Source organism: Streptococcus infantarius subsp. infantarius ATCC BAA-102 (assembly GCF_000154985.1).
GTDB lineage: Bacteria > Bacillota > Bacilli > Lactobacillales > Streptococcaceae > Streptococcus > Streptococcus infantarius.
The window spans coordinates 33497-52562 of the sequence record NZ_DS572682.1 but is presented as its reverse complement, the minus strand read 5'-3'; the positions used below and the strand labels follow the sequence as shown (position 1 = coordinate 52562).

17 protein-coding genes and 2 pseudogenes are annotated in these 19066 nt (G+C 39.3%); 3 read left to right on the top strand and 16 right to left on the bottom strand.

The genetic code is table 11. From position 1 onward, the window contains the following. Positions 1–63: 63 nt before the first annotated feature. The 4 genes and pseudogenes from glyS to STRINF_RS00930 all read right to left on the bottom strand — a co-directional run bounded on the left by glyS (position 64) and on the right by STRINF_RS00930 (position 6062). On the bottom strand, positions 64–2103 hold the full coding sequence (gene glyS / locus STRINF_RS00945; RefSeq protein ID WP_006531138.1) for a glycine--tRNA ligase subunit beta: 2040 nt from the start codon (positions 2101–2103) through the stop codon (positions 64–66). Then, positions 2103–3020 carry a glycine--tRNA ligase subunit alpha gene (glyQ, locus tag STRINF_RS00940; RefSeq protein WP_006531137.1) on the bottom strand — a complete coding sequence of 306 codons (918 nt, stop codon included), beginning with the start codon at positions 3018–3020 and terminating at the stop codon, positions 2103–2105. Before glyQ ends, glyS begins: the two co-directional genes overlap by 1 nt. A 347-nt stretch (positions 3021–3367) precedes the next feature. Next, positions 3368–4516, bottom strand: a complete 1149-nt coding sequence (nagA, locus tag STRINF_RS00935; protein WP_014334344.1) for an N-acetylglucosamine-6-phosphate deacetylase — start codon at positions 4514–4516, stop codon at positions 3368–3370. 102 nt (positions 4517–4618) lie between these two features. After that, a pseudogene (locus tag STRINF_RS00930) lies at positions 4619–6062 on the bottom strand (Na/Pi cotransporter family protein). Between the two features lie 384 nt (positions 6063–6446). Between STRINF_RS00930 and STRINF_RS00925 the strand changes: the two are divergent. Beyond that, complete coding sequence (locus tag STRINF_RS00925; RefSeq protein ID WP_014334343.1) at positions 6447–7058, top strand: hypothetical protein; 612 nt, start codon at positions 6447–6449, stop codon at positions 7056–7058. A gap of 2 nt (positions 7059–7060) precedes the next feature. Beyond that, positions 7061–7570 carry a YgjV family protein gene (locus STRINF_RS00920; protein WP_081442253.1) on the top strand — a complete coding sequence of 170 codons (510 nt, stop codon included), beginning with the start codon at positions 7061–7063 and terminating at the stop codon, positions 7568–7570. Between the two features lie 218 nt (positions 7571–7788). Here STRINF_RS00920 and STRINF_RS00915 read toward each other — a convergent pair whose 3' ends face one another. Continuing rightward, complete coding sequence (locus tag STRINF_RS00915) at positions 7789–8634, bottom strand: DegV family protein (RefSeq protein WP_006531130.1); 846 nt, start codon at positions 8632–8634, stop codon at positions 7789–7791. Between the two features lie 132 nt (positions 8635–8766). Here STRINF_RS00915 and STRINF_RS00910 point away from each other — a divergent pair, with 132 nt between their 5' ends. After that, complete coding sequence (locus STRINF_RS00910; RefSeq protein ID WP_006531129.1) at positions 8767–9324, top strand: TetR/AcrR family transcriptional regulator; 558 nt, start codon at positions 8767–8769, stop codon at positions 9322–9324. Between the two features lie 37 nt (positions 9325–9361). Here STRINF_RS00910 and STRINF_RS00905 read toward each other — a convergent pair whose 3' ends face one another. The 11 genes and pseudogenes from STRINF_RS00905 to rnpM form a co-directional block, all read right to left on the bottom strand. Beyond that, complete coding sequence (locus tag STRINF_RS00905) at positions 9362–10174, bottom strand: Cof-type HAD-IIB family hydrolase (RefSeq protein WP_006531128.1); 813 nt, start codon at positions 10172–10174, stop codon at positions 9362–9364. After that, complete coding sequence (locus tag STRINF_RS00900) at positions 10167–10793, bottom strand: trimeric intracellular cation channel family protein (protein ID WP_006531127.1); 627 nt, start codon at positions 10791–10793, stop codon at positions 10167–10169. Before STRINF_RS00900 ends, STRINF_RS00905 begins: the two co-directional genes overlap by 8 nt. Before the next feature lie 89 nt (positions 10794–10882). Further along, positions 10883–11089 (bottom strand): heavy-metal-associated domain-containing protein, encoded by a 207-nt coding sequence (locus STRINF_RS00895; protein ID WP_006531126.1) that lies wholly within the window; start codon positions 11087–11089, stop codon positions 10883–10885. 11 nt (positions 11090–11100) lie between these two features. Beyond that, a pseudogene (locus STRINF_RS00890) lies at positions 11101–13339 on the bottom strand (heavy metal translocating P-type ATPase). A gap of 37 nt (positions 13340–13376) precedes the next feature. Then, positions 13377–13808, bottom strand: a complete 432-nt coding sequence (locus tag STRINF_RS00885) for a CopY/TcrY family copper transport repressor (protein ID WP_006531123.1) — start codon at positions 13806–13808, stop codon at positions 13377–13379. Positions 13809–13989: 181 nt separating this feature from the next. Continuing rightward, positions 13990–14538 carry a nucleotidyltransferase family protein gene (locus tag STRINF_RS00880; RefSeq protein ID WP_006531122.1) on the bottom strand — a complete coding sequence of 183 codons (549 nt, stop codon included), beginning with the start codon at positions 14536–14538 and terminating at the stop codon, positions 13990–13992. After that, positions 14507–15085 carry an LOG family protein gene (locus STRINF_RS00875; protein WP_006531121.1) on the bottom strand — a complete coding sequence of 193 codons (579 nt, stop codon included), beginning with the start codon at positions 15083–15085 and terminating at the stop codon, positions 14507–14509. Before STRINF_RS00875 ends, STRINF_RS00880 begins: the two co-directional genes overlap by 32 nt. A 100-nt stretch (positions 15086–15185) precedes the next feature. Continuing rightward, positions 15186–15536, bottom strand: a complete 351-nt coding sequence (gene rbfA, locus STRINF_RS00870; RefSeq protein ID WP_003067449.1) for a 30S ribosome-binding factor RbfA — start codon at positions 15534–15536, stop codon at positions 15186–15188. Positions 15537–15796: 260 nt separating this feature from the next. Further along, positions 15797–18451, bottom strand: a complete 2655-nt coding sequence (gene infB / locus STRINF_RS00865) for a translation initiation factor IF-2 (protein ID WP_006531119.1) — start codon at positions 18449–18451, stop codon at positions 15797–15799. A 19-nt stretch (positions 18452–18470) separates the two neighbouring features. Next, positions 18471–18773 carry a YlxQ-related RNA-binding protein gene (locus STRINF_RS00860; RefSeq protein WP_006531118.1) on the bottom strand — a complete coding sequence of 101 codons (303 nt, stop codon included), beginning with the start codon at positions 18771–18773 and terminating at the stop codon, positions 18471–18473. Further along, the gene (rnpM, locus tag STRINF_RS00855; RefSeq protein ID WP_006531117.1) at positions 18766–19062 is read right to left on the bottom strand and encodes an RNase P modulator RnpM; all 297 of its coding nucleotides are present in this window, start codon (positions 19060–19062) and stop codon (positions 18766–18768) included. Before rnpM ends, STRINF_RS00860 begins: the two co-directional genes overlap by 8 nt. Positions 19063–19066 lie beyond the last annotated feature (4 nt).

The following is a 19066-nucleotide window of genomic DNA, read 5'->3' as shown; positions in this document are numbered from 1 at the left end:
AACCTCTAAACTAAGAAGTCTGATATACGCCAGAAATCTACTCAAAGAGTAGATTTCTTAAGTTTATTTGGTATTCAATTTGTTAAATGCGGCAACGCTGCTTGCTTTTGCTGTCAATTCAGCAAGAATAGCTAAACGGTTATTTTTAACAGCTTCATTATCCACCATAACCATTGTATTGTCAAAGAATTTGTCGATAACTGAGCTTAGAGCAAATAATTGTGCCAATTTATCGCTAGCAGAACCAGTCAAGTTTAGGTCAGCTGCGGCTTGTGCCAAAGCTTTTTCTTCATCATTTTCAAACAAGTTAGCATCAACTGCTACACCTGCTTGTGCTTTTTCAGCAAGGTTGAAGACACGTGAAAGACTTTCAACAGCGGCTTTGTAGCCTTCTGCTTTGCTTGCTTCAACAAGAGCGTCAGCAGCTTCAAGCATTTCAGCAACAACAAAGTTTGAACCAGCAAGAACAGCTTCTTTAATGTCTTTAGAAACTGATTTGTTCATCATTTTTTCAACACGTGCACGAATGAAGTCCATCACTTCTGCTTTGTGTTCGTATGTCAAGCTATCAAATGATAAAGCGTAAAGGTTGTCAACCAATTCATCCATTGGAATTTTCAAACCAAAGGCATCCATGATACGAACCACACCAGCTGTCGCACGACGAAGAGCGTATGGGTCGTTTGAACCTGATGGAATCAAGCCAACTGAAAAGAATGATAGGATTGTATCCAATTTATCAGCAAGTGCCAAAAGTGCACCAACTTTAGTTTCTGGAAGGTCACCATCAGCTGAGTTAGGAAGATAGTGTTCGCGAATAGCTGTTGCTACTGCGGCATCTTCACCAGCAAGAAGGGCATATTTTTCACCCATAATACCTTGCAATTCGTCAAATTCACCAACCATACCAGTCAATAGGTCAAATTTGTAGATTTCGGCAGCTCGTGCAAGTGCTTTGTTTTCTTCAGCAGAAGCGCCAGCTTTTTCAGCAAGGTAAGCAGCAATCACTTTGCTACGTTTCATGTGTTCTGAAAGTGAACCAATTTTTTCGTGGAATGTTACGTTATCAAGTTTCGCGACAAGGTCAGCGATTTTAAGTTTTTGGTCTTCACGCCAGAAGAATTCACCATCTTCCAAACGAGCGACAAGCACTTTTTCGTTACCTTTAATAACGTTTTCGATGTGGTTTTCATTACCATTACGAACTGAGATGAAGTTTGGCATCAAGTTACCATCAAGGTCACGAACAACGAAGTAACGTTGGTGGTTTTTCATTGATGTCACAAGCACTTCTTCTGGAACTTCAAGGTATTTAGTATCGAAGCTTCCCATGAAGGCAGTTGGGTATTCAACCAAGTTAAGCACTTCATTAAGCAATTCGTCATCGATTTCAACGCGAACGTTTTGAGCTTTTTCGATAGCTTTGATTTGGTTAACAATCATGTCTTGACGTTCTTTTGCGTCAGCGATAACAAAGACTTTACGCAAATCTTCTTCGTATGAATCAGCAGTTGTGATTTCTGTTTCGTGACCAAGGAAACGGTGACCACGGCTCACGCGACCTGAGTGGATATCCAAGAAGTCAAGGTCAAGAGCTTCGTCATCAAGAAGTACAGTCAATGTGTGGACTGGGCGAATGTATTCAAATGTATTGTTTGCCCAGTGCATGTTTACTGGGAAAGTCATAACTGACAAAATTTCTGGAATGTCAACAAGGACTTCTTTAGCAGCTTTTCCTGCTTCGTGTTTTGTAACGTAGACATATTCTTCACCTTTGACTTCGCGGAATTCGATGTCATCAGTTGTCAAACCTTTACCACGAACAAAACCTTGAGCAGCTTTTGTAAAATTACCTTCAGCATCCAAAGCAATTTTTTTAGAAGGACCTTTGAAGTCTTCTGTCAAATCAGTTTGAGCATCTGCAAGTCCAAGAACACGAACAGCCAAACGACGTGGTGTTGAGAAGGTTTGAATGCCTTCAAAAGCCAAACGTTTTTCTTTCAAAAATGCTGCCATGCGGTCGCCAAGTTGTTTTTCACTTGGAGTAACAACATAAGCTGGTAATTCTTCTAAACCAAGTTCTACAAGTAAATTTTTAGCCATTATTCAGCATCCTCCTTCAAAAGTTTTTCACGTGTTGCTTCATCAAGTAATGGGTAACCAAGGCGTTTACGTTCAGCAACAAATGTTTTAGCAACGACACGAGCTAAGTTACGGATACGAGCGATGTAACCAGCACGTTCTGTTACAGAAACAGCTCCACGCGCATCAAGCAAGTTGAACGTGTGTGAACATTTCAAAACGTAATCGTAAGCTGGGTGAACCAAGTTTTCTTCCAAGCAACGTTTTGCTTCTGTTTCAAATTTTTCAAAGTTTTCAAGAAGCATGTCTTGGTTAGAAATTTCAAATGAGTATTTTGAGTGTTCAAATTCTGGTTGAAGGAAGATTTCACCGTATTTTACACCTGGAGCCCATTCGATATCATAAACTGAATCCACTTCTTGGATGTATGATGCCAAGCGTTCAAGACCGTAAGTAACTTCTGAAGTTACAGGACCAGTTTGCAAACCACCAACTTGTTGGAAGTAAGTAAATTGAGTGATTTCCATACCGTCAAGCCAAACTTCCCATCCAAGACCAGCTGAACCAGTTGATGGGTTTTCCCAGTTATCTTCAACGAAACGGATATCGTGTTCCAAAGTGTTGATTCCCAAACGTTCCAATGATTCAAGGTAAAGTTCTTGAATGTTAGATGGAGATGGTTTCATAACAACTTGGAATTGGTGGTGTTGGTAAAGACGGTTAGGGTTTTCACCGTAACGACCATCTGCAGGACGACGTGATGGTTCTACATAAGCTGCATTCCATGGTTCTGGACCGATGGCACGAAGGAATGTGTAAGGGCTCATTGTACCAGCACCTTTTTCATTATCGTAAGCTTGCATTAACATACAACCTTGGTCGTTCCAAAATTGTTGCAAAGTCAAAATAATTTCTTGGAAAGTCAATTTTTTAGACATACATCTACTCCTTATTTTGTTAACTTAGTTTTTGCGAAGTATCTAAGGAAATCAGCTTTTTTACAATATAAAAAACCGCCAACACACCCATATGATACCTCATAAGGGGCGTTAAAACGCGGTTCCACCCTATTTTATTACTTCATTTATCTGATTTTAACTTAGCCTAGCTAAGCGAAAGCGCCAGCGACTCATTTCAGTTCCATCCGACTTCCACCACCTCGGACTCGCTAAGAAACACCATGAGGCTTTCTCTCTTTACCAGCTATTTTAGCACAAATGTAATTGAGTGTCTAGTAAGTATCAAAAAAGCTGAATCTACTACTGTAAATTCAACTTTTAGTCTATTACGCTTTCCAGGCTTCTTGTCCGCCTAGATATGTTGCTCGTAAGTCAAGGTCCTTGTCTAGAACGATAAAATCAGCTTTGTGTCCTTTTTTGATTTGACCACATTTATCGTCAATGCCAACTGAGATTGCTGCTGTGAGACTTGCCATACTAATGGCTTGCGCTTTTGAGGCGATTCCCCAATTAACCACATTTTTAACAGCATCCTTCAACTGAAGAATAGAGCCTGCAAGGGCACCGTTTGATTTCAAACGTGCTGTTCCTTTTTCAACGATAACAGGAAATTCTCCAAGCATATAATCGCCATCTTCAAGACCACCAGCACTCATGCAATCCGTAATCAGGACAACATGTTCGTGGTCTTTTTGATGCATCAAAATATCACATGCTGATGGATGCACATGATGCCCATCACAAATCAACTCAGCATAGGTATTTGGTAGTTCATAAACTGCACCGACCATACCTGGCTCACGATGATTAAGACCACGCATACCATTATAAGCATGAACCCAAACAGATGCCCCTGCTTCGACTGCTTGCGCTGCTTGCTGGTAAGTAGCATCTGAATGTCCTAGAGCCACAATCACATTTTTACGAGTCGCATAATCGATAAAGTCTTCGACTTCGCCTCGCTCAGGTGCCAAGGCAATTTTTTTCAACAAGCCTTTTGAACTGTCAAGCCATTGATCAAGTTCTGCTGTTGAAGGATTTTTCATATAAGACGGGTTTTGAGCCCCTTTGTATTTTTCTGTAAAATAAGGTCCTTCAAAGAAAAGTCCTTGGATACGCGCACCGCTTTCTTTACCAGCAAAATCAGCTGCCGTACGACAAATATCATCTAATGTCTCAAATGATGCTGTCAAAGCTGTTGGTAAAAAGCTTGTAACACCAGCTCCCAAAAGAGCCTGACTCATTGTTTCAAAAACTTCTTGATGATTGTCCATGACATCAACACCAGCAAAGCCATGGATATGTGTGTCTACTAAACCAGGTGCCACACTAAAACCTGTATAATCTATAATGTCTGCGCCATGCGGTGCTTCTGCTTGCCAATCACCAAAAGAATCGCCTTCGATAGCAAGGTAACCTGCACCTTTAACATGGTAAGGATAGTAAAATTCATCTGCTTTGATATATTTTGTCATTTGAATCGCCTCCATGCTTATATTATAAAATAAAAGCGCTTTTTTGTAAATGGTATATACCAAAATTAGACCAATTCTAAATTGGTATTCAAAAAAATACCTTCAAAAACAAAAAGGTTCAAAGGTATTAAATGTATGATTAAATTTGATTTTCAAGTACTTTTCAACCAAGTTAAGTGCGTGATCTGTGATACGTGTACATGGTGTAATCAAATCGATGAAGTTAACCCCTGCAAGTGGTGTACATTCACCGTTGTTCATGCGTTTGATGTAATTCTTACGGATGCGACGTTCCAAATGAGCGATATCTTTGTGACGATCTACCAACTCATTTGCTAAAGGCAGATCGTTATCAATAACAACTTTCAATGAATCCAAAATCATACGATGTGTTTCATGGTAAAGTTGATCGATTTCTTGAACAGCAACTGGAGAGAAAGTAATATCTTTTGAAATATTATGCTCCATCAAATGCACCAAGCTGATACTGTGGTCACCGATACGTTCCAAATCACGTGATGAATCTAAGATACTTGATAAAATTTCACTTTCGTGTTGATTCAATTGTTCACTTGAAAGGTCAATCAAATATTTAGTCAATTCTTCATCGACATTATTGATAGTATCTTCAAATTTTTATGTCTTATCAGCATATTTTTCATTACATGTTTCAACAAACAAGAATGCTGCTTCAAAGGCTTGTGTGGCAAAGGCAACCGTCATGGCTGGTGTCAATTTAAAATGAACTTCCATCCATTGCATCAAGCTAGTAAATGGCACCAAAAGAATCATAAAGAGCACTGTTACGACAACGTTGAAGAGAACTTGAGCACCAGCCACACGTTTGGCTGCGATATTTGAACCAATCGCTGCTATCACGGCTGTGATACAAGTATCGATATTACTTCCTAAAAGAATAGGAGTTGAGCCTTGAAGGTCAGGCAAATGACCTGCATATAACCCTTGTAAAATACCAATAATGGCAGCTGATGATTGGATAAGCATGGTCAATCCAGTCCCAATCAAAACACCCATAATCGGTTTGTCACCTAAGGTTGCTAAATAATCCTGAAAGGCTGGAACAGTTTTTAATAGTCCCATGGCGTCACCCCATGATATTAAGTGAGAAGAAAATTCCTCCAACACCAAACATGATACGCCCGATATTATTCAAACGTCAGTTTGACGTGAAGAATAACAAAGCGGCACCAATAAAAATCATTGGGAGTGCATAGTCACCCAAATTAAAACCAATCAGAAAGGACGTCACAGTCGTCCCGATATTGGCTCCCATGACAATACCAATCGCTTGTAGCAAGGTTAAAAGTCCTGCTGACACAAGACCAACAGTGATAACTGTTACCCCTGAACTTGATTGGATTAGAGCTGACATGGCTAAACCAACAAGAATTCCTAAGAAAGGATTACTCGTATATTTGTCGATATAAAAACGAAGTCTGTCTCCTGCAGCCTGTTGTAGACCGTCTCCCATATATTTAATACTGAAGAGAAAGAGTCCTAGACCTCCAAAAAAACCAAAAGCAATTTCTTACCAATTTACTGACACAGTCTTATCCTCAAATATTATAATTTTACCGGAAAAACCCGATACTTCCATTTTAATGTATTCAAAGAAAACAAACAAGCGTTTTTTAAGCTTTTTCTAAATTGATAACTAACTGAAAAATACTACTCTTTTAAGATAAGCGGTCATTTTCCCCTTTTTAGCAGCCATTTCTAAACATAAATGATAAAAATACTAAAATTTGAGGGAGCTTTTTAGAAAAAAATTAATGCGCTGTCATTTATATGTTATAATAGTTAAGGACGCTGTGCTTGCCACAGAATGCTACTAAATACGTTTATTATCAAAAATGTGATAACAACTTCTTTATCACATCACATTTATTTTATTATAGAAGGAGTTTTCATGAAAGCCTCAAAAAGTGAAGTTACTTATTTTATTTTAAGTATCATTTTAATTGCCTTTGCTGGTGGTATTTACCTTTTCTTTGGTAATACAAAGACTAATACGTCAAGTTCACAACCAAAAAGCTCAATCAGTTCTTCCTCTTCTAGTCAAACTGACTTAGAAGCTAAAGCCCAAGAATTGTTATCAGCTGCTCAAGCTAATCCATCTGATGAAGCTGTGACAAATGCACAAGCGGCTATCAACAAAATCTCTGATGAAGCTAAGAAAACAGATTTTCAATCTCAATTAGATGCTGTTTCTGCTGAAGTGACAAATCAAACAAATGCTGAAAATGCTGTAAAAACTGCTGAAGACAATCAAACAAGCGACAATGTTGCTGCTGCTCAAGCTGCGATTGATGTGCTAACTAACCAAGCTACTAAAGATCAACTTCAAGCACGTCTTGATGCTGTTTCTAACGCTATTGCTGCTGCCAATACAGCAACTACAGATACAGATACTGCCGCATCTTCTGACAGCACAACTGAGTCTACTATTGACCCAAACAATGCCTCTCGCACTCCTACATCAGTTACAACTGATGGTACTTACACTTATTATAGCTATTAATGATTTCAATTGGATTTATCTTCTCAGCAATTGGTGCAACTTGCTTAGCCATTTCATCATTTGCTAAAACGAAAAAAACTATGTTAACTTGGCAATTATCGGATTATTTCTTTACGATGATTGCTAATTTTTTACTCGGTGGTTACACTGGCGCCATCTCTATCAGCGTGTCTATTATTCGTAACACGTTAATGATTAAACACTGGGATTCCATCTACACAACCATTATTTTAGTGATTATCCAAGTTTCTGCGGGGACTTATTTTAACAACCTTGGTTTGATTGGCTTACTTCCGTTAATTTCTTCAGTATCGTATACTATCGTCTCTTTTGCAACTGATAAAGTGCAATGGTTACGCTGGGTTACTGTTGAAAATATGGTACTCTGGGCATTTTATGACTTCACTATTAAAGCTTATCCTGCTTTACTTATGGATATTGTCATCACACTAACAACCTTAATTGCTATTTCAAAATACAGTTCACTTAATCATAAGAAAAATAAGTCTTGATTTTTCATCAAGACTAGAAATAAACTCATTTTCTGATACTTTCTGCCGTGTGAAAGTATCTTTTTTGTTGCTCATTTCACTCGCAAACAGTCCTAAAATCAAATTGCGGCAATAATGGCTTGAAGCGGCAATAATGGCTTGAAATTGATTTTATTTAAGACTTTTTTCATTAGTATACAAAAACTGCATGAGTCATACTCATGCAGTTTTATATTGACTTACGCTGTTTCGTATCCTAATAAAATACCGCCATCTTCACCGTAAAAGCTGCAAAGACCTGATGCTGGGATAAAGCGAACATCAGCTTGTGGGTATTTTTCTTTGATTTTGTCACTCAATTGTTGACAAGCTTTTTCGTTATTTGCGTGAGCAATCATAACCTTGCCACCTTGGTAACCTTCTTTAAACATTTCCTCAACGGTTGCTTGAACAGCTTTCTTTTGACCACGCGCTTTGTGTAGGAGTTCCAATTTTCCTTCGTCACTTGCCTTACCAACCATGCGAATGTTCAAAAGTCCAACAACTTTCCCGACTAGCTTACTCAAACGTCCATTTTTGACAAGGTTATCCACACGTGCCAAAACAAACAACAATTTTGTCTTCTCTTGATAATCCGTGATAGCTTCGACCACTTCATCAAAGCTTAGGCCCTTAGCAATCAAACGATTTAATTCTTCAACGATTAAATCAATCTCACCACCTGCAGACAAAGAGTCGATAACATGAACATTGACATTTGGATGCTCCTCCAAAAGCATATATTTTGCAACCTGAGCACTATTTTGACTTCCTGAAAGATTACCTGTAATCGTGATGGCAATAACATTTTCAGCACCTTGGTAAGCTTGTAAGAAAGCATCTGGGCTAGGGCAACTTGATTTTGATGAAACAGGACTTGCGTACATGGTTGTCATCATATTAGCAACATCTAATCCTTCATCATCCACAAAAATTTCTGAACCAATTTGAATTGTTAGTGGGACATTTTGAAATTCTGTGTGTTCTGCAAGCTCTTCAATACGTCGAAGGTCACAACCTGAATCAGTCACAATTTTCCAAGTCATATCTATTTCCTCCAATCCATTCGAGATTTAAATTCATTTGACAAACAAACTATTTTCACCTAAAATTATATCATTAATGCCTTTATCTTAGTATTAAAAACAATCAGATGTCACAAGTAAGAGGGTTTTGTCATGACGGAAAAGACAATTTCAAAAAAGTCCTTGCAAAATTTGAAAGTTTCTAATAAAGAATCACGAAAATTGACACGTGAAGCGCTAGAAACTGCACTTTTGCTCCTTCTTGAAAAGAAAACCTTGAACCAAATTACGATTTCAGAACTCGTTGCCAAAGCAGGTGTCTCACGCAACGCTTTCTACCGTAATTATAAGTCTAAAGAAGCTATTTTAGAGTCTATTCTAACCCAAATCGTTCGTCGCATTTTTCGTGGTCTCAAAGCATTTGATTTGAGAAGTCAGCTCTCCCAAGCTTGGCTTTTCATTCTGAATGAAGCCAAAAAAGAGGCACAAGTTCTTGGCTTAATTTTTGAACAACGCCTTGAAAAACTCTTGACGGGCATCGTCTCTAAACGATTAAAAGCTTACCAAAGGTTCAAGAAAAAACATGATTCACGCTACACAAATTCTTTCTGGAGTAACGCCATCATCTCAGTTCTTTCAAACTGGGTAGCTGATGACATGCGTATCCCTGCTGAGGAAGTAGCTGCAATCGGTTTGCCACTTTTCTTATAAGAAGAAAATACCGACCATAATTAGGTCGGTATTTTTATTATTTCAAGACATAATCGTAAATAGCCTGAGCTACTCCGGCATTGTCATTAGTTGTTGTTTCGTAGCGGCAAATAGATTTGACTTCGTCTGTCGCATTTCCCATAGCAACGCTATGATAAGCAAATTCAAGCATTTCAAGGTCGTTGGCAGCATCACCAAGTGCCATGACTTGCTCTGGTGAGAAGCCAAGTTTTTCTGACAAAGCTTTAAGAGCTGTTGCTTTAGTGTAGCCTTTTGGCATAGCTTCAAAGATATATTCTTGGCTACGAACCACACTAAAATCTTTAGCCAAAGCTATTTCTTTTGCTTCTTGAAATGAATTTAATTGTGGCGCTTTTGCCATGTACATAGCTTGGAAGATGATTTCGTCTGTCGCCTTCATCTCATCAAGTGTGACTGCATGAGCGTTATCGAAGACAAGACCAGCATCGTATTGGACAAGTTCTGGAACTTCTTCACCTACAGCGTAATAATGTTTTTCACCTGTCAAGGTTAAGCAAACATCTGGGTAATTAGCAACAGCTTCATTCAATTTATCTAGCTCTTCATTTGTGACTTGAGCATGAAAAACAAGTTCCCAATTTTTGGTATTGTAAATGGTGCAACCATTATTCATGATGATATATTCTTCATCACCCAAGCCCAATTTTTCAAAAAATGGAAGAATTCCTGACTTTGGACGTCCTGTACAAAGAACAATTTTTACCCCTGCTTGTGCAGCTTTTTGGATTGCTTTGACATTTTCTTCAGGAATTTTTTTATCTGAATTAAGTAATGTTCCATCTAAATCGATTGCAATTAATTTAATCATTTTTAGTGACCTTCCGTTTAATTTTTGGCAAATGCCACTGACGCCAGTAGCCTATCATACGTAAGATTGTCAGAATTAAAACTAATACATAATAGCCTGGATCATTATGAACGATTTTAAAATAAATCGCAAGCGCCGCTAAAATTGCCCAACCAGCGTATACTTCACTTCTAAGCACACTTGGTTTTCGACCAGCTAAGATATCTCGGACAATCCCGCCACCTGCACCAGTCAAAACAGCTGCGACAATCACAGCGCTTAAAGGTTGATGAAGTTTAACAGCATACATGGCCCCTTGAACACTAAAAGCCGCAAGACCAATAGCATCCGTCAAGACTTCTGCTTTTCGCCAACCTTTGTGAGTAATGATATTTGGAAATACCATGATAAATAACATGGTTGCCAAGGCAAAATAAAAACACTGACTCTGAGACCAGAGGGCGCTAATCGGCAAACCAATCAAAAGATTACGAATAGCTCCGCCACCAAAGGCAGTCACAAAACCAAGGATAAAAATCCCAAGTATATCAAAATCTTCTTCCATCGCGACGATTGCCCCAGATAAAGCAAAGGCGATAGAACCAATGATACTTAATAAATCCCAAACATTCATCCTCATTTTGATTCCAAACTATATTTTTTCTTACTAGACTAGTTTATCATTTTTAAAGAAGTAAAAAAACAGAGCAAGCTCTGTTTTTCTAAATTTTACTTAATTTCTTGTCCGAGGCTAAATTTTGTTCCTTTAAGCGCACGTTTTAAAAAGAACTTAAACGGACGTCCTGTGATAGTCGCTTGTTTTTTCTCTAAATCAACATTAACTGCTTTCACACCAGGAACAGCTAATAATTTTTCAGTCACTTTTGTGACACAACCTTGGCATTTCATGCCTGTTACTTCATATGTTTTTTCCATGAGAAACTCCTTTATTTTAATGTCATGTATTTTAAGCGAAGGGCATTTAGAACCACTGACACTGAACTAAAGCCCATAGCAAGTCCTGCAATCATTGGATTAAGCAAAGGTCCACCAAAGAGATACAAAACTCCCATCGCAACTGGAATCGCTAGAATATTGTAGATGAATGCCCAGAAGAGATTTTCCTTAACCACTTTAATCGTCAAACGACTGATGCTTAAGGCTCTTAGAACATCAGAAATTTCTGGTTTCATCAGAATAATATCCGCTGACTCAATAGCAATGTCAGTTCCTGAACCTACCGCAATCCCAATATCCGCTACTGCTAACGCTGGCGCATCATTAATCCCGTCACCGACCATAGCGACCATTTTTCCTTGGCTCTGCAAGTCCTTAATAGCTTGTGATTTTTGGTCAGGCAAGACTTCGCTAATCACAGTCTTGATTCCAGCTTGTTTGGCAATAGCTTGCGCGGTATTGCTGTTGTCTCCCGTTAATAAAACAACATCAATACCTTGACTTTGCAATTTGGCGACGGTCTCTTTACTGTCTGCTTTTAACAAATCCGCTACAGTAATTACTCCTAGCAGTTGCTCATTAGCCGAGATATAAATCGGAGTTTGACCTTTTTGGGTCGCAGCCAGCACCGCTGTTTCACTTGCGGTCAAGTCAACTTGTAACTCTTCCATCAACCTGCGGTTACCAACGTAAATGGTCTGCCCAGCAAGGTCAGCTTGTAAACCTCGTCCTGTTAGAGAAGTGAAATTTTCAACTTCTGCTAAAACAAGTTTTTCAGCGCTAGCTTTTTCCACAATCGCCTGACTAAGTGGGTGTTCTGAATATTTTTCAATAGATGCAACCTGACCAAGTAGCTTACTTTCGTCACCGTGATAGGCAATAATATCAACAACTTGTGGTTTTCCTTGCGTGATGGTTCCTGTCTTATCAAAGACCATGGTATCAATATGATGAGTATTTTCAAGGACATCACCACGTTTGTAAAGAATCCCATTTTCAGCACCGCGTCCAGTTCCGACCATGATGGCTGTTGGTGTGGCAAGACCAAGCGCACAAGGACAAGCAATCACCAAAATGGCGATAGCGACTTGGAGTGCAAAGACGAAACTTTCGCCCTTGGCAAAATACCAGAATAAGAAAGTGACCAAAGCAATAGTCATAACTGCTGGCACAAAAACCCCAGCAACCCTATCAGCAATCTTGGCGATAGGCGCTTTAGTTTGTTGAGCATCTTCTACCAATTTAACAATCTGTGCTAAAAGCGTTTCGTCACCGACTTTTTCAGCTCGAATAGTTAGCGAACCTTGTCCATTAATAGAAGCACCAAATACCTTATCATCTGCCACTTTCTCTACTGGAATACTTTCACCCGTCAACATTGATTCATCGATAGCCGAATGTCCTGACACCACATAACCATCAACAGGAATTTTTTCTACCTGGCTTGACCAAGATAAGGTCACCTACTTGAACCTGATCAATTGAGATTGTCTGCTCAGCTCCATCACGGATAAGAGTCGCCTCTTTAGCAGATAAAGTTAATAATTTTTGGATGGCATCGGATGTTCGACCTTTCGACAAGGTTTCAAAATATTTTCCCAAGGTAATCAAGGTCAAAATCACAGCAAGAGACTCAAAATAAAGCATATGCGCGTGATGCACATGGCCTAAGGCAATGTGGTAAGTGCTATAAAGACTATAAAGAAATGCTGCGCTCGTTGCCAGAGCGACTAAAGAATCCATATTAGGATGCGCTTTTAACAAAGCACGAAAACCATTAACATAAAAACGGCGTCCAAAGTACATGACTGGTAAAGTCAATGCAAGCTGAACCAGCGCAAAAATCAAAGGATGCTCACTCATGCCAATAGCCTTCGGCACCCACAATCCCATCATGCTACCCATCGATAGATAAAGCAAGGGAATCGAAAAAGCCGCTGACCACAAAAACTTATGCCACATATTATGAGTGGCTTCGCTCTGGCGTTCTGATTGGCTTTTAGCTGTTGTTGGGTCAAAGACACAAGCGCCATACCCAGCATCCACAACAGCTTTTTCAATCTCAGCTTCACTGACTAAGTCAGGATTGTAGCGTACAGTCATCTTCTCTGTTGTCAGATTAACAACCGCTGAATCGACATGATCTATTTTATTGACAGCATTTTCGACATTTAATGCACAGGCCGCGCATGTCATGCCATCAATGACAAAGACTTCTTCTTTTTTCATAAGATACCTTCCTATCAGAAATCTCACAAATCAACCGTTAAAGACCAAGATGTTCTTTACAACGACATTGTCCAGGAATACAATTACACGGTACTTCATCCAAAGCTTCTTTTTCTTTGGATGATAGCAGAGCTTGTAAATCAGCAATGTCAGAAAGTCTCATTGGCGTTTCTTTTAGCAAATGTTCAAGAATAGTCTTGTGCTTGCGCTGACAAAATTTATTAAATAAATCATCAGCTTGCTGGTTCATGGCTTCTTGCTCAGACAAGAGACTTGAGTAGATAAAAGCTTTACCAGACCTCTTTCTTGTCAAATAACCTTTATCAACTAGACGTTTCAAAAAAGTCTTAACCGTTGAGGCTGTCCAGCTATTTTTTTCACCTAGAATCTCAAGAATCTGACCACTCGTTGCCGCATCTTTGGTCCAAATCACGCGCATGATCTCCCATTCTGATTTTGAAATTGACATAGCATTCCTTTCTAAATATCTTTTTTGGTTTACATTTGTAAATTTATTATATTTCTATCGTCTAAATTTGTCAACTATAACTGCAAAAAATAGCCCGAAACCTAACATTTCGGACTTTAAACACAAATAAGCTCGTGTTCTGAGTAATTTAGAAGAGACTTTACACCTTCATTCTAGTTCTTTACGCTAGAATTTGCAAGCGCGGCCATTTCTTTTGCCAATCTTTCTTTTTCAAGCGATCATGATAAACTACCATACGATCTTTATCAGCTAAAAAATGTGGAGTGGGTTGGACGACAAAATTAACAATATCATCATCACCGTAAGGCAAAAATAATTCTAAATCCCCATCTTTTAAACGTGCTGCTATAGCTGTACAGCGTTCTGGATATTTACTGATAGCATCTCTAGCATTTTGATAAGGGGCTGTGTGCGGACTGTGACCATGCATAAAGAGCTGATTTTTGACTTCCCATTGATAACTAGGGTAAGCCGCTTGAAGCTGTTCTTGAATAACTTGAGTCTTCTTATAAGTTGTCTCAGGGTCAAAAAAAACAACATCAATGTCACTTGCATCCGACAAACCCGGCTTTCCTGATAAGGCATTCCAAAGGTAATTACGAAGTGTCCCCGCAGCTAACCAAGCATCTGGCAGCTCAAGCTCAGCTATTATGGTTAAAATCGCCATTAACTCTTTATCACTTGCAAATAAAGCTTTGAGATCTATCATTTTCCTCACTTTGATAAGCTTTTACAAATTTTTGCAGAGCCTTTAAATCATCTACAAAAATAGCCTTATCACGGTCTTCTTGTCTCAAAAATCCTGTGGTTACCATTTGGTCAAAAAGTTCTTTAAGAGGATTATAATAACCATTCAAATTAAGAAAAAGGCAAGGCTTATGATGCAGCCCAATGCGTGCCCAAGAAAAAGCTTGGACAATTTCCTCAAGGGTTCCGGGACCACCTGGAAAAGCCAAAAAAAGCTCCCCATTATCCATTAAGAGTCGCTTACGCTCATCCATATCAGCCACCAAAGTTAGATCTGTTAAATGCAAATGAGCTTTTTCACGCTTTTTAAAATCAAGCGGAATAATGCCATAAACCTCTCCGCCATCAGCTAAAACCGTATCTGCCAAAACGCCCATTAGACCATCTTTACTGCCACCATAGATTAATTGATGCTTCTGTTTGGCTAACCAATGACCTAATTCAATGATATTTTCCTTATAAATCGGGTCATTCCCAAAACTTGACCCCAAATAAACCGTAATTTTCATCTTCTCGATATTCCTCGCTAAAACACTTTCATTATATCACACTAAAAAAGGCCTGCCAAGTGGCAGACCTTTCTCATATAAAATTCTAGTTAACTAAAATTTATTTTTTAGCTTCCAAATCACGAAGCATTTGATCGATTTTATTTCCGTATTCGATTGATTCATCTTTGATGAATGTCAAATCTGGAATTTTGTACATTGTCAAGTTGCGACCGAGTTCGCGTTTGATTGTACCTTTAGCTTTTTCAAGACCAATTTGGGCTTTTTGGTTATCTGATGCAAGTTCAGAGTGTATTGTGTAATACACTTTAGCCATTGAAAGGTCTCCAAGCATTTGAACATCAGTAATTGTCACATCTTGAACACGTGGGTCACGAACTTTTTTGTGTAAAATTTCATTGACTTCGCGTTTGATTTCCATGCCAACACGATCAACACGATGATTAGCCATAATCATTTCCTTTCTAATCTTTTTGAAAAAGCTAGGCTAAGCAAGCCTAGCTTCTATTCATTTATAACTGTAACGTTTAAGAACAGCTACATAGGGATTGCCATATTCTCATTAGAGATTTTAGTTTCTTAGAAAATGGAGCGTTTCGACGTCTAAAACTTTCAGTCGATTATACTGAAAGTTTTAGACTAGTGTAACGTTTAGGCGAAGCACAATAGTGCTTGCCGTATTCCCATTAGAAACTTCAGTCTCAATGGGAATTAACGTTTAATTTCTTCCATAACATAAGCTTCGATAACGTCATCAACTTTAATATCGTTGTAGTTTTCAATCCTCAAACCACCTTCTTGGCCATTTCCGATTTCTTTAACGTCATCTTTGAAGTGTTTAAGGCTGGCAAGTCTACCGTCGAAGATAACGACACCGTCACGGATAACACGTGCGTTAGCATCACGAGTGATTTTACCACTTGTAACCATGAATCCACCGATTGTACCAACTTTAGAAACTTTGAAGGTTTCGCGGATGATAGCTTCACCGATGATTTTTTCTTTGTATTCAGGGTCAAGCATACCTTTCATGGCATCTTCAACTTCTTCGATAACTTTGTAGATAATTGAATGAAGACGAATTTCCACTTCATCAGTTTCTGCTTGTTGACGTGCTTGTGGTGTAGGACGTACGTTAAATCCAATAATGAAGGCTTTTGAGGCTTCAGCAAGGGTAACGTCTGATTCGTTAATAGCACCAACAGCTGAGTGGACAACTGAAACTTTCACGCCTTCAACATCAATTTTAAGAAGTGAGGCTGCTAGGGCTTCAACAGAACCTTGTACGTCGGCTTTGATGATGACGTTAACAGTCTTAACTTCACCTGCTTTAAGGGTATCAAAGAGGTTTTCAAGGCTAACACGTTGAGTGACTTGACGTTGTTTCATCAAAGCACGTTTAGCACGTTCTTCACCGGCTGCACGCGCAGCTTTTTCATCTTCGTAAACCGCGAAGTGGTCACCTGCCATAGGCACATCATTCAAACCAGTGATTGATACTGGTGTTGATGGTTCTGCCACTTTAACACGGCGTCCAAGGTCATTAACCATGGCACGAACACGACCGAATGTGTTACCAACAACGATTGGGTCTTGAACATGAAGAGTACCTTGTTGGACAAGAAGGGTTGCCACAGGTCCTTTACCTTTATCAAGACGAGCTTCGATAACAGTACCGATAGCGCGAACTGTTGGGTCAGCTTTCAATTCTTCCATTTCAGCAACAAGAAGAACTGTTTCTAGCAATTCATCAATGTTTTTACCAAATTTGGCTGAAATTTCAACGAATTCACAGTCACCACCCCAAGCAGTTGAGATGATTCCGTGTTCTGCCAATTCACCGATAACACGTTCTGGGTTAGCACCTGGTTTATCAATCTTGTTGATGGCAACGATGATTGGAACACCAGCAGCTTTAGAGTGGTTAATGGCTTCGACTGTTTGAGGCATAACACCGTCATCAGCGGCAACAATCAAGATAGTGATATCTGTGATTGAGGCACCACGCGCACGCATTGATGTAAAGGCCGCGTGACCTGGTGTATCAAGGAAGGTGATTTTCTTACCATTTTCAACGATTTGGTAAGCACCGATGTGTTGAGTGATACCACCAGCTTCGCCTGTAGCGACACGTGAATTACGAAGGGTATCAAGAAGGGTTGTTTTACCATGGTCAACGTGTCCCATGATAGTTACGACAGGAGCACGTTCAACCATTTCGTCTGGGTTGAGGTAGCCTTCGTCAGCAAAGAAGCGTTCGATATCAGCTTCGTCAACTTCGACTTTTTTGTGTGCTTCAATACCATAATCAACCATCAACAATTCAATTGTATCGCTGTCGAGGGATTGGTTTTGAGTGGCCATAACACCCATCAAGAAGAGTTTCTTAACGATCTCCGCTGGTTCGCGTTTGATACGTTTTGCGATTTCAGCAACAGTCATGCCTTCAGTGTATTCAAATTCTTTAGGTAATTCGTGGAACTTACGCTCTGTTACAGGTTTTGGAGCGTTGTTACGATTGTTATGTTTACCTTTTTTGTTTTTCTTGTTATTATTCCAGTTACTATTTTTTTGATTTCTCACTTGGTTATGATTATTCCAGTTTTTTCTATTCTTGCGTGGTCCATCTTCATTATCACGTTCATAATCACGTGATTTTTCAGGATGAGCTTGTTTCTTACGATGTTTATCTACAGCAGGTGCTGCTTGTTCTGCTACCACATGTTTAGGAGCAGGCGCTGCAGTTTTTGCTGCTTTTGCTTTACGCTTAGTGGCTTCTTTTTCGTGAATGCGATTTTCGCTTTGGCGAGAATACTCAGCATTTTGTTCTGCTTTCAATGCAGCTGCACGTGCCTTGAAATCGATACGTGGTTTTGCTGCTTGATTGCGATCGTTTCGTTGATCTCTTTGGCGATTATCACGCTGTTGATCTCTTCGATTATGATTTTGAGAATTGCGATCGCGTTGTTTGCGATTATTTTGAGCATTCTCTTGTCTGTCACGATTAGAACGATTGTCGCGTCCTTGATTGTTATTGCGCTTTTTATCGCCGCCTTTAGCTCGTTTTTCAGCTTCGGCTTTAGCACGCGCTTCACGTTCTGCCTTAAAATTACGGCTCTGAGGTTTAGCAGGAGCTGCTTTAGGAGCTTCTGCAACTGGTTTCTCGGCTGCTTTTTCAACTTTGACTTTTGCCGCAGCTGGTTTGGCATTTCCTGAGAATTTCGCCGCAATTCGTTTGGCATCAGATTCGTCAACGCTAGAAGAATGGCTCTTCACATCAAGTCCTAATTCTTGAGCATACTCAACAACCTCTTTGCTTGACTTGCCCAGTTCTTTAGCGATTTCATATAATCTTTTCTTTGACAATTGATGTCCTCCTATTCTGTTAGTTCATAAGAGTCCTCATTTTCTTTGAAAATCCAGCGTCTGCTATGGCAACCACTTTACGTGGTTTACCAAGCGCAGCACTTAATTCCAGTGTGTTAAACACTGTGGAGACTTCTACTTTGTAATAATGACTTTTATCAGTTGTTTTCTTTGTCAAATTATCACCAGCATCATTTGCCAGAAAAACAAGTTTTGCTTTGCCAGATTGGATGGCCTTAATGACCAATTCTTCTCCAGAAATGACTTTTCCTGCACGCTGTGCTAGTCCAATTAAATTTGACAATCTTTGGTGGTTATTCAAGACCTAACTCTCTTCTTTTGACTTTGTGATCTACGTAAGCAATCAATTCATCATAAAATGATTCAGGAACTTCCATTGAAAAGCTACGGTTAAAGACGCGTTTTTCTTTGGCTTGAAGAGCTTCTGCATTATCAAGTTTGATGTAAGCGCCACGTCCGTTTTGCTTACCAGTTGGATCGATAAAAATCTCACCTTCCTTATTTTTAACAATGCGAAGTAAATCACGTTTATCAATCACTTCACCTGAAACAACTGATTTTCTTAAAGGTATTTTACGTGTTTTAGCCATGAAA

What these genes read in the sequence shown, in the direction of transcription:
- glyQ (WP_006531137.1), bottom strand. Translation starts at nt 3,020, where the DNA reads ATGTCTAAAAAATTGACTTTCCAAGAAATTATTTTGACTTTGCAACAA.
- nagA (WP_014334344.1), bottom strand. Translation starts at nt 4,516, where the DNA reads ATGACAAAATATATCAAAGCAGATGAATTTTACTATCCTTACCATGTT.
- STRINF_RS00875 (WP_006531121.1), bottom strand. Translation starts at nt 15,085, where the DNA reads ATGAAAATTACGGTTTATTTGGGGTCAAGTTTTGGGAATGACCCGATT.
- STRINF_RS00885 (WP_006531123.1), bottom strand. Translation starts at nt 13,808, where the DNA reads ATGTCAATTTCAAAATCAGAATGGGAGATCATGCGCGTGATTTGGACC.
- STRINF_RS00910 (WP_006531129.1), top strand. Translation starts at nt 8,767, where the DNA reads ATGACGGAAAAGACAATTTCAAAAAAGTCCTTGCAAAATTTGAAAGTT.
- rbfA (WP_003067449.1), bottom strand. Translation starts at nt 15,536, where the DNA reads ATGGCTAATCATCGTGTTGATCGTGTTGGCATGGAAATCAAACGCGAA.
- STRINF_RS00925 (WP_014334343.1), top strand. Translation starts at nt 6,447, where the DNA reads ATGAAAGCCTCAAAAAGTGAAGTTACTTATTTTATTTTAAGTATCATT.
- STRINF_RS00880 (WP_006531122.1), bottom strand. Translation starts at nt 14,538, where the DNA reads ATGATAGATCTCAAAGCTTTATTTGCAAGTGATAAAGAGTTAATGGCG.
- STRINF_RS00915 (WP_006531130.1), bottom strand. Translation starts at nt 8,634, where the DNA reads ATGACTTGGAAAATTGTGACTGATTCAGGTTGTGACCTTCGACGTATT.
- STRINF_RS00905 (WP_006531128.1), bottom strand. Translation starts at nt 10,174, where the DNA reads ATGATTAAATTAATTGCAATCGATTTAGATGGAACATTACTTAATTCA.
- rnpM (WP_006531117.1), bottom strand. Translation starts at nt 19,062, where the DNA reads ATGGCTAAAACACGTAAAATACCTTTAAGAAAATCAGTTGTTTCAGGT.
- STRINF_RS00900 (WP_006531127.1), bottom strand. Translation starts at nt 10,793, where the DNA reads ATGAGGATGAATGTTTGGGATTTATTAAGTATCATTGGTTCTATCGCC.
- STRINF_RS00895 (WP_006531126.1), bottom strand. Translation starts at nt 11,089, where the DNA reads ATGGAAAAAACATATGAAGTAACAGGCATGAAATGCCAAGGTTGTGTC.
- glyS (WP_006531138.1), bottom strand. Translation starts at nt 2,103, where the DNA reads ATGGCTAAAAATTTACTTGTAGAACTTGGTTTAGAAGAATTACCAGCT.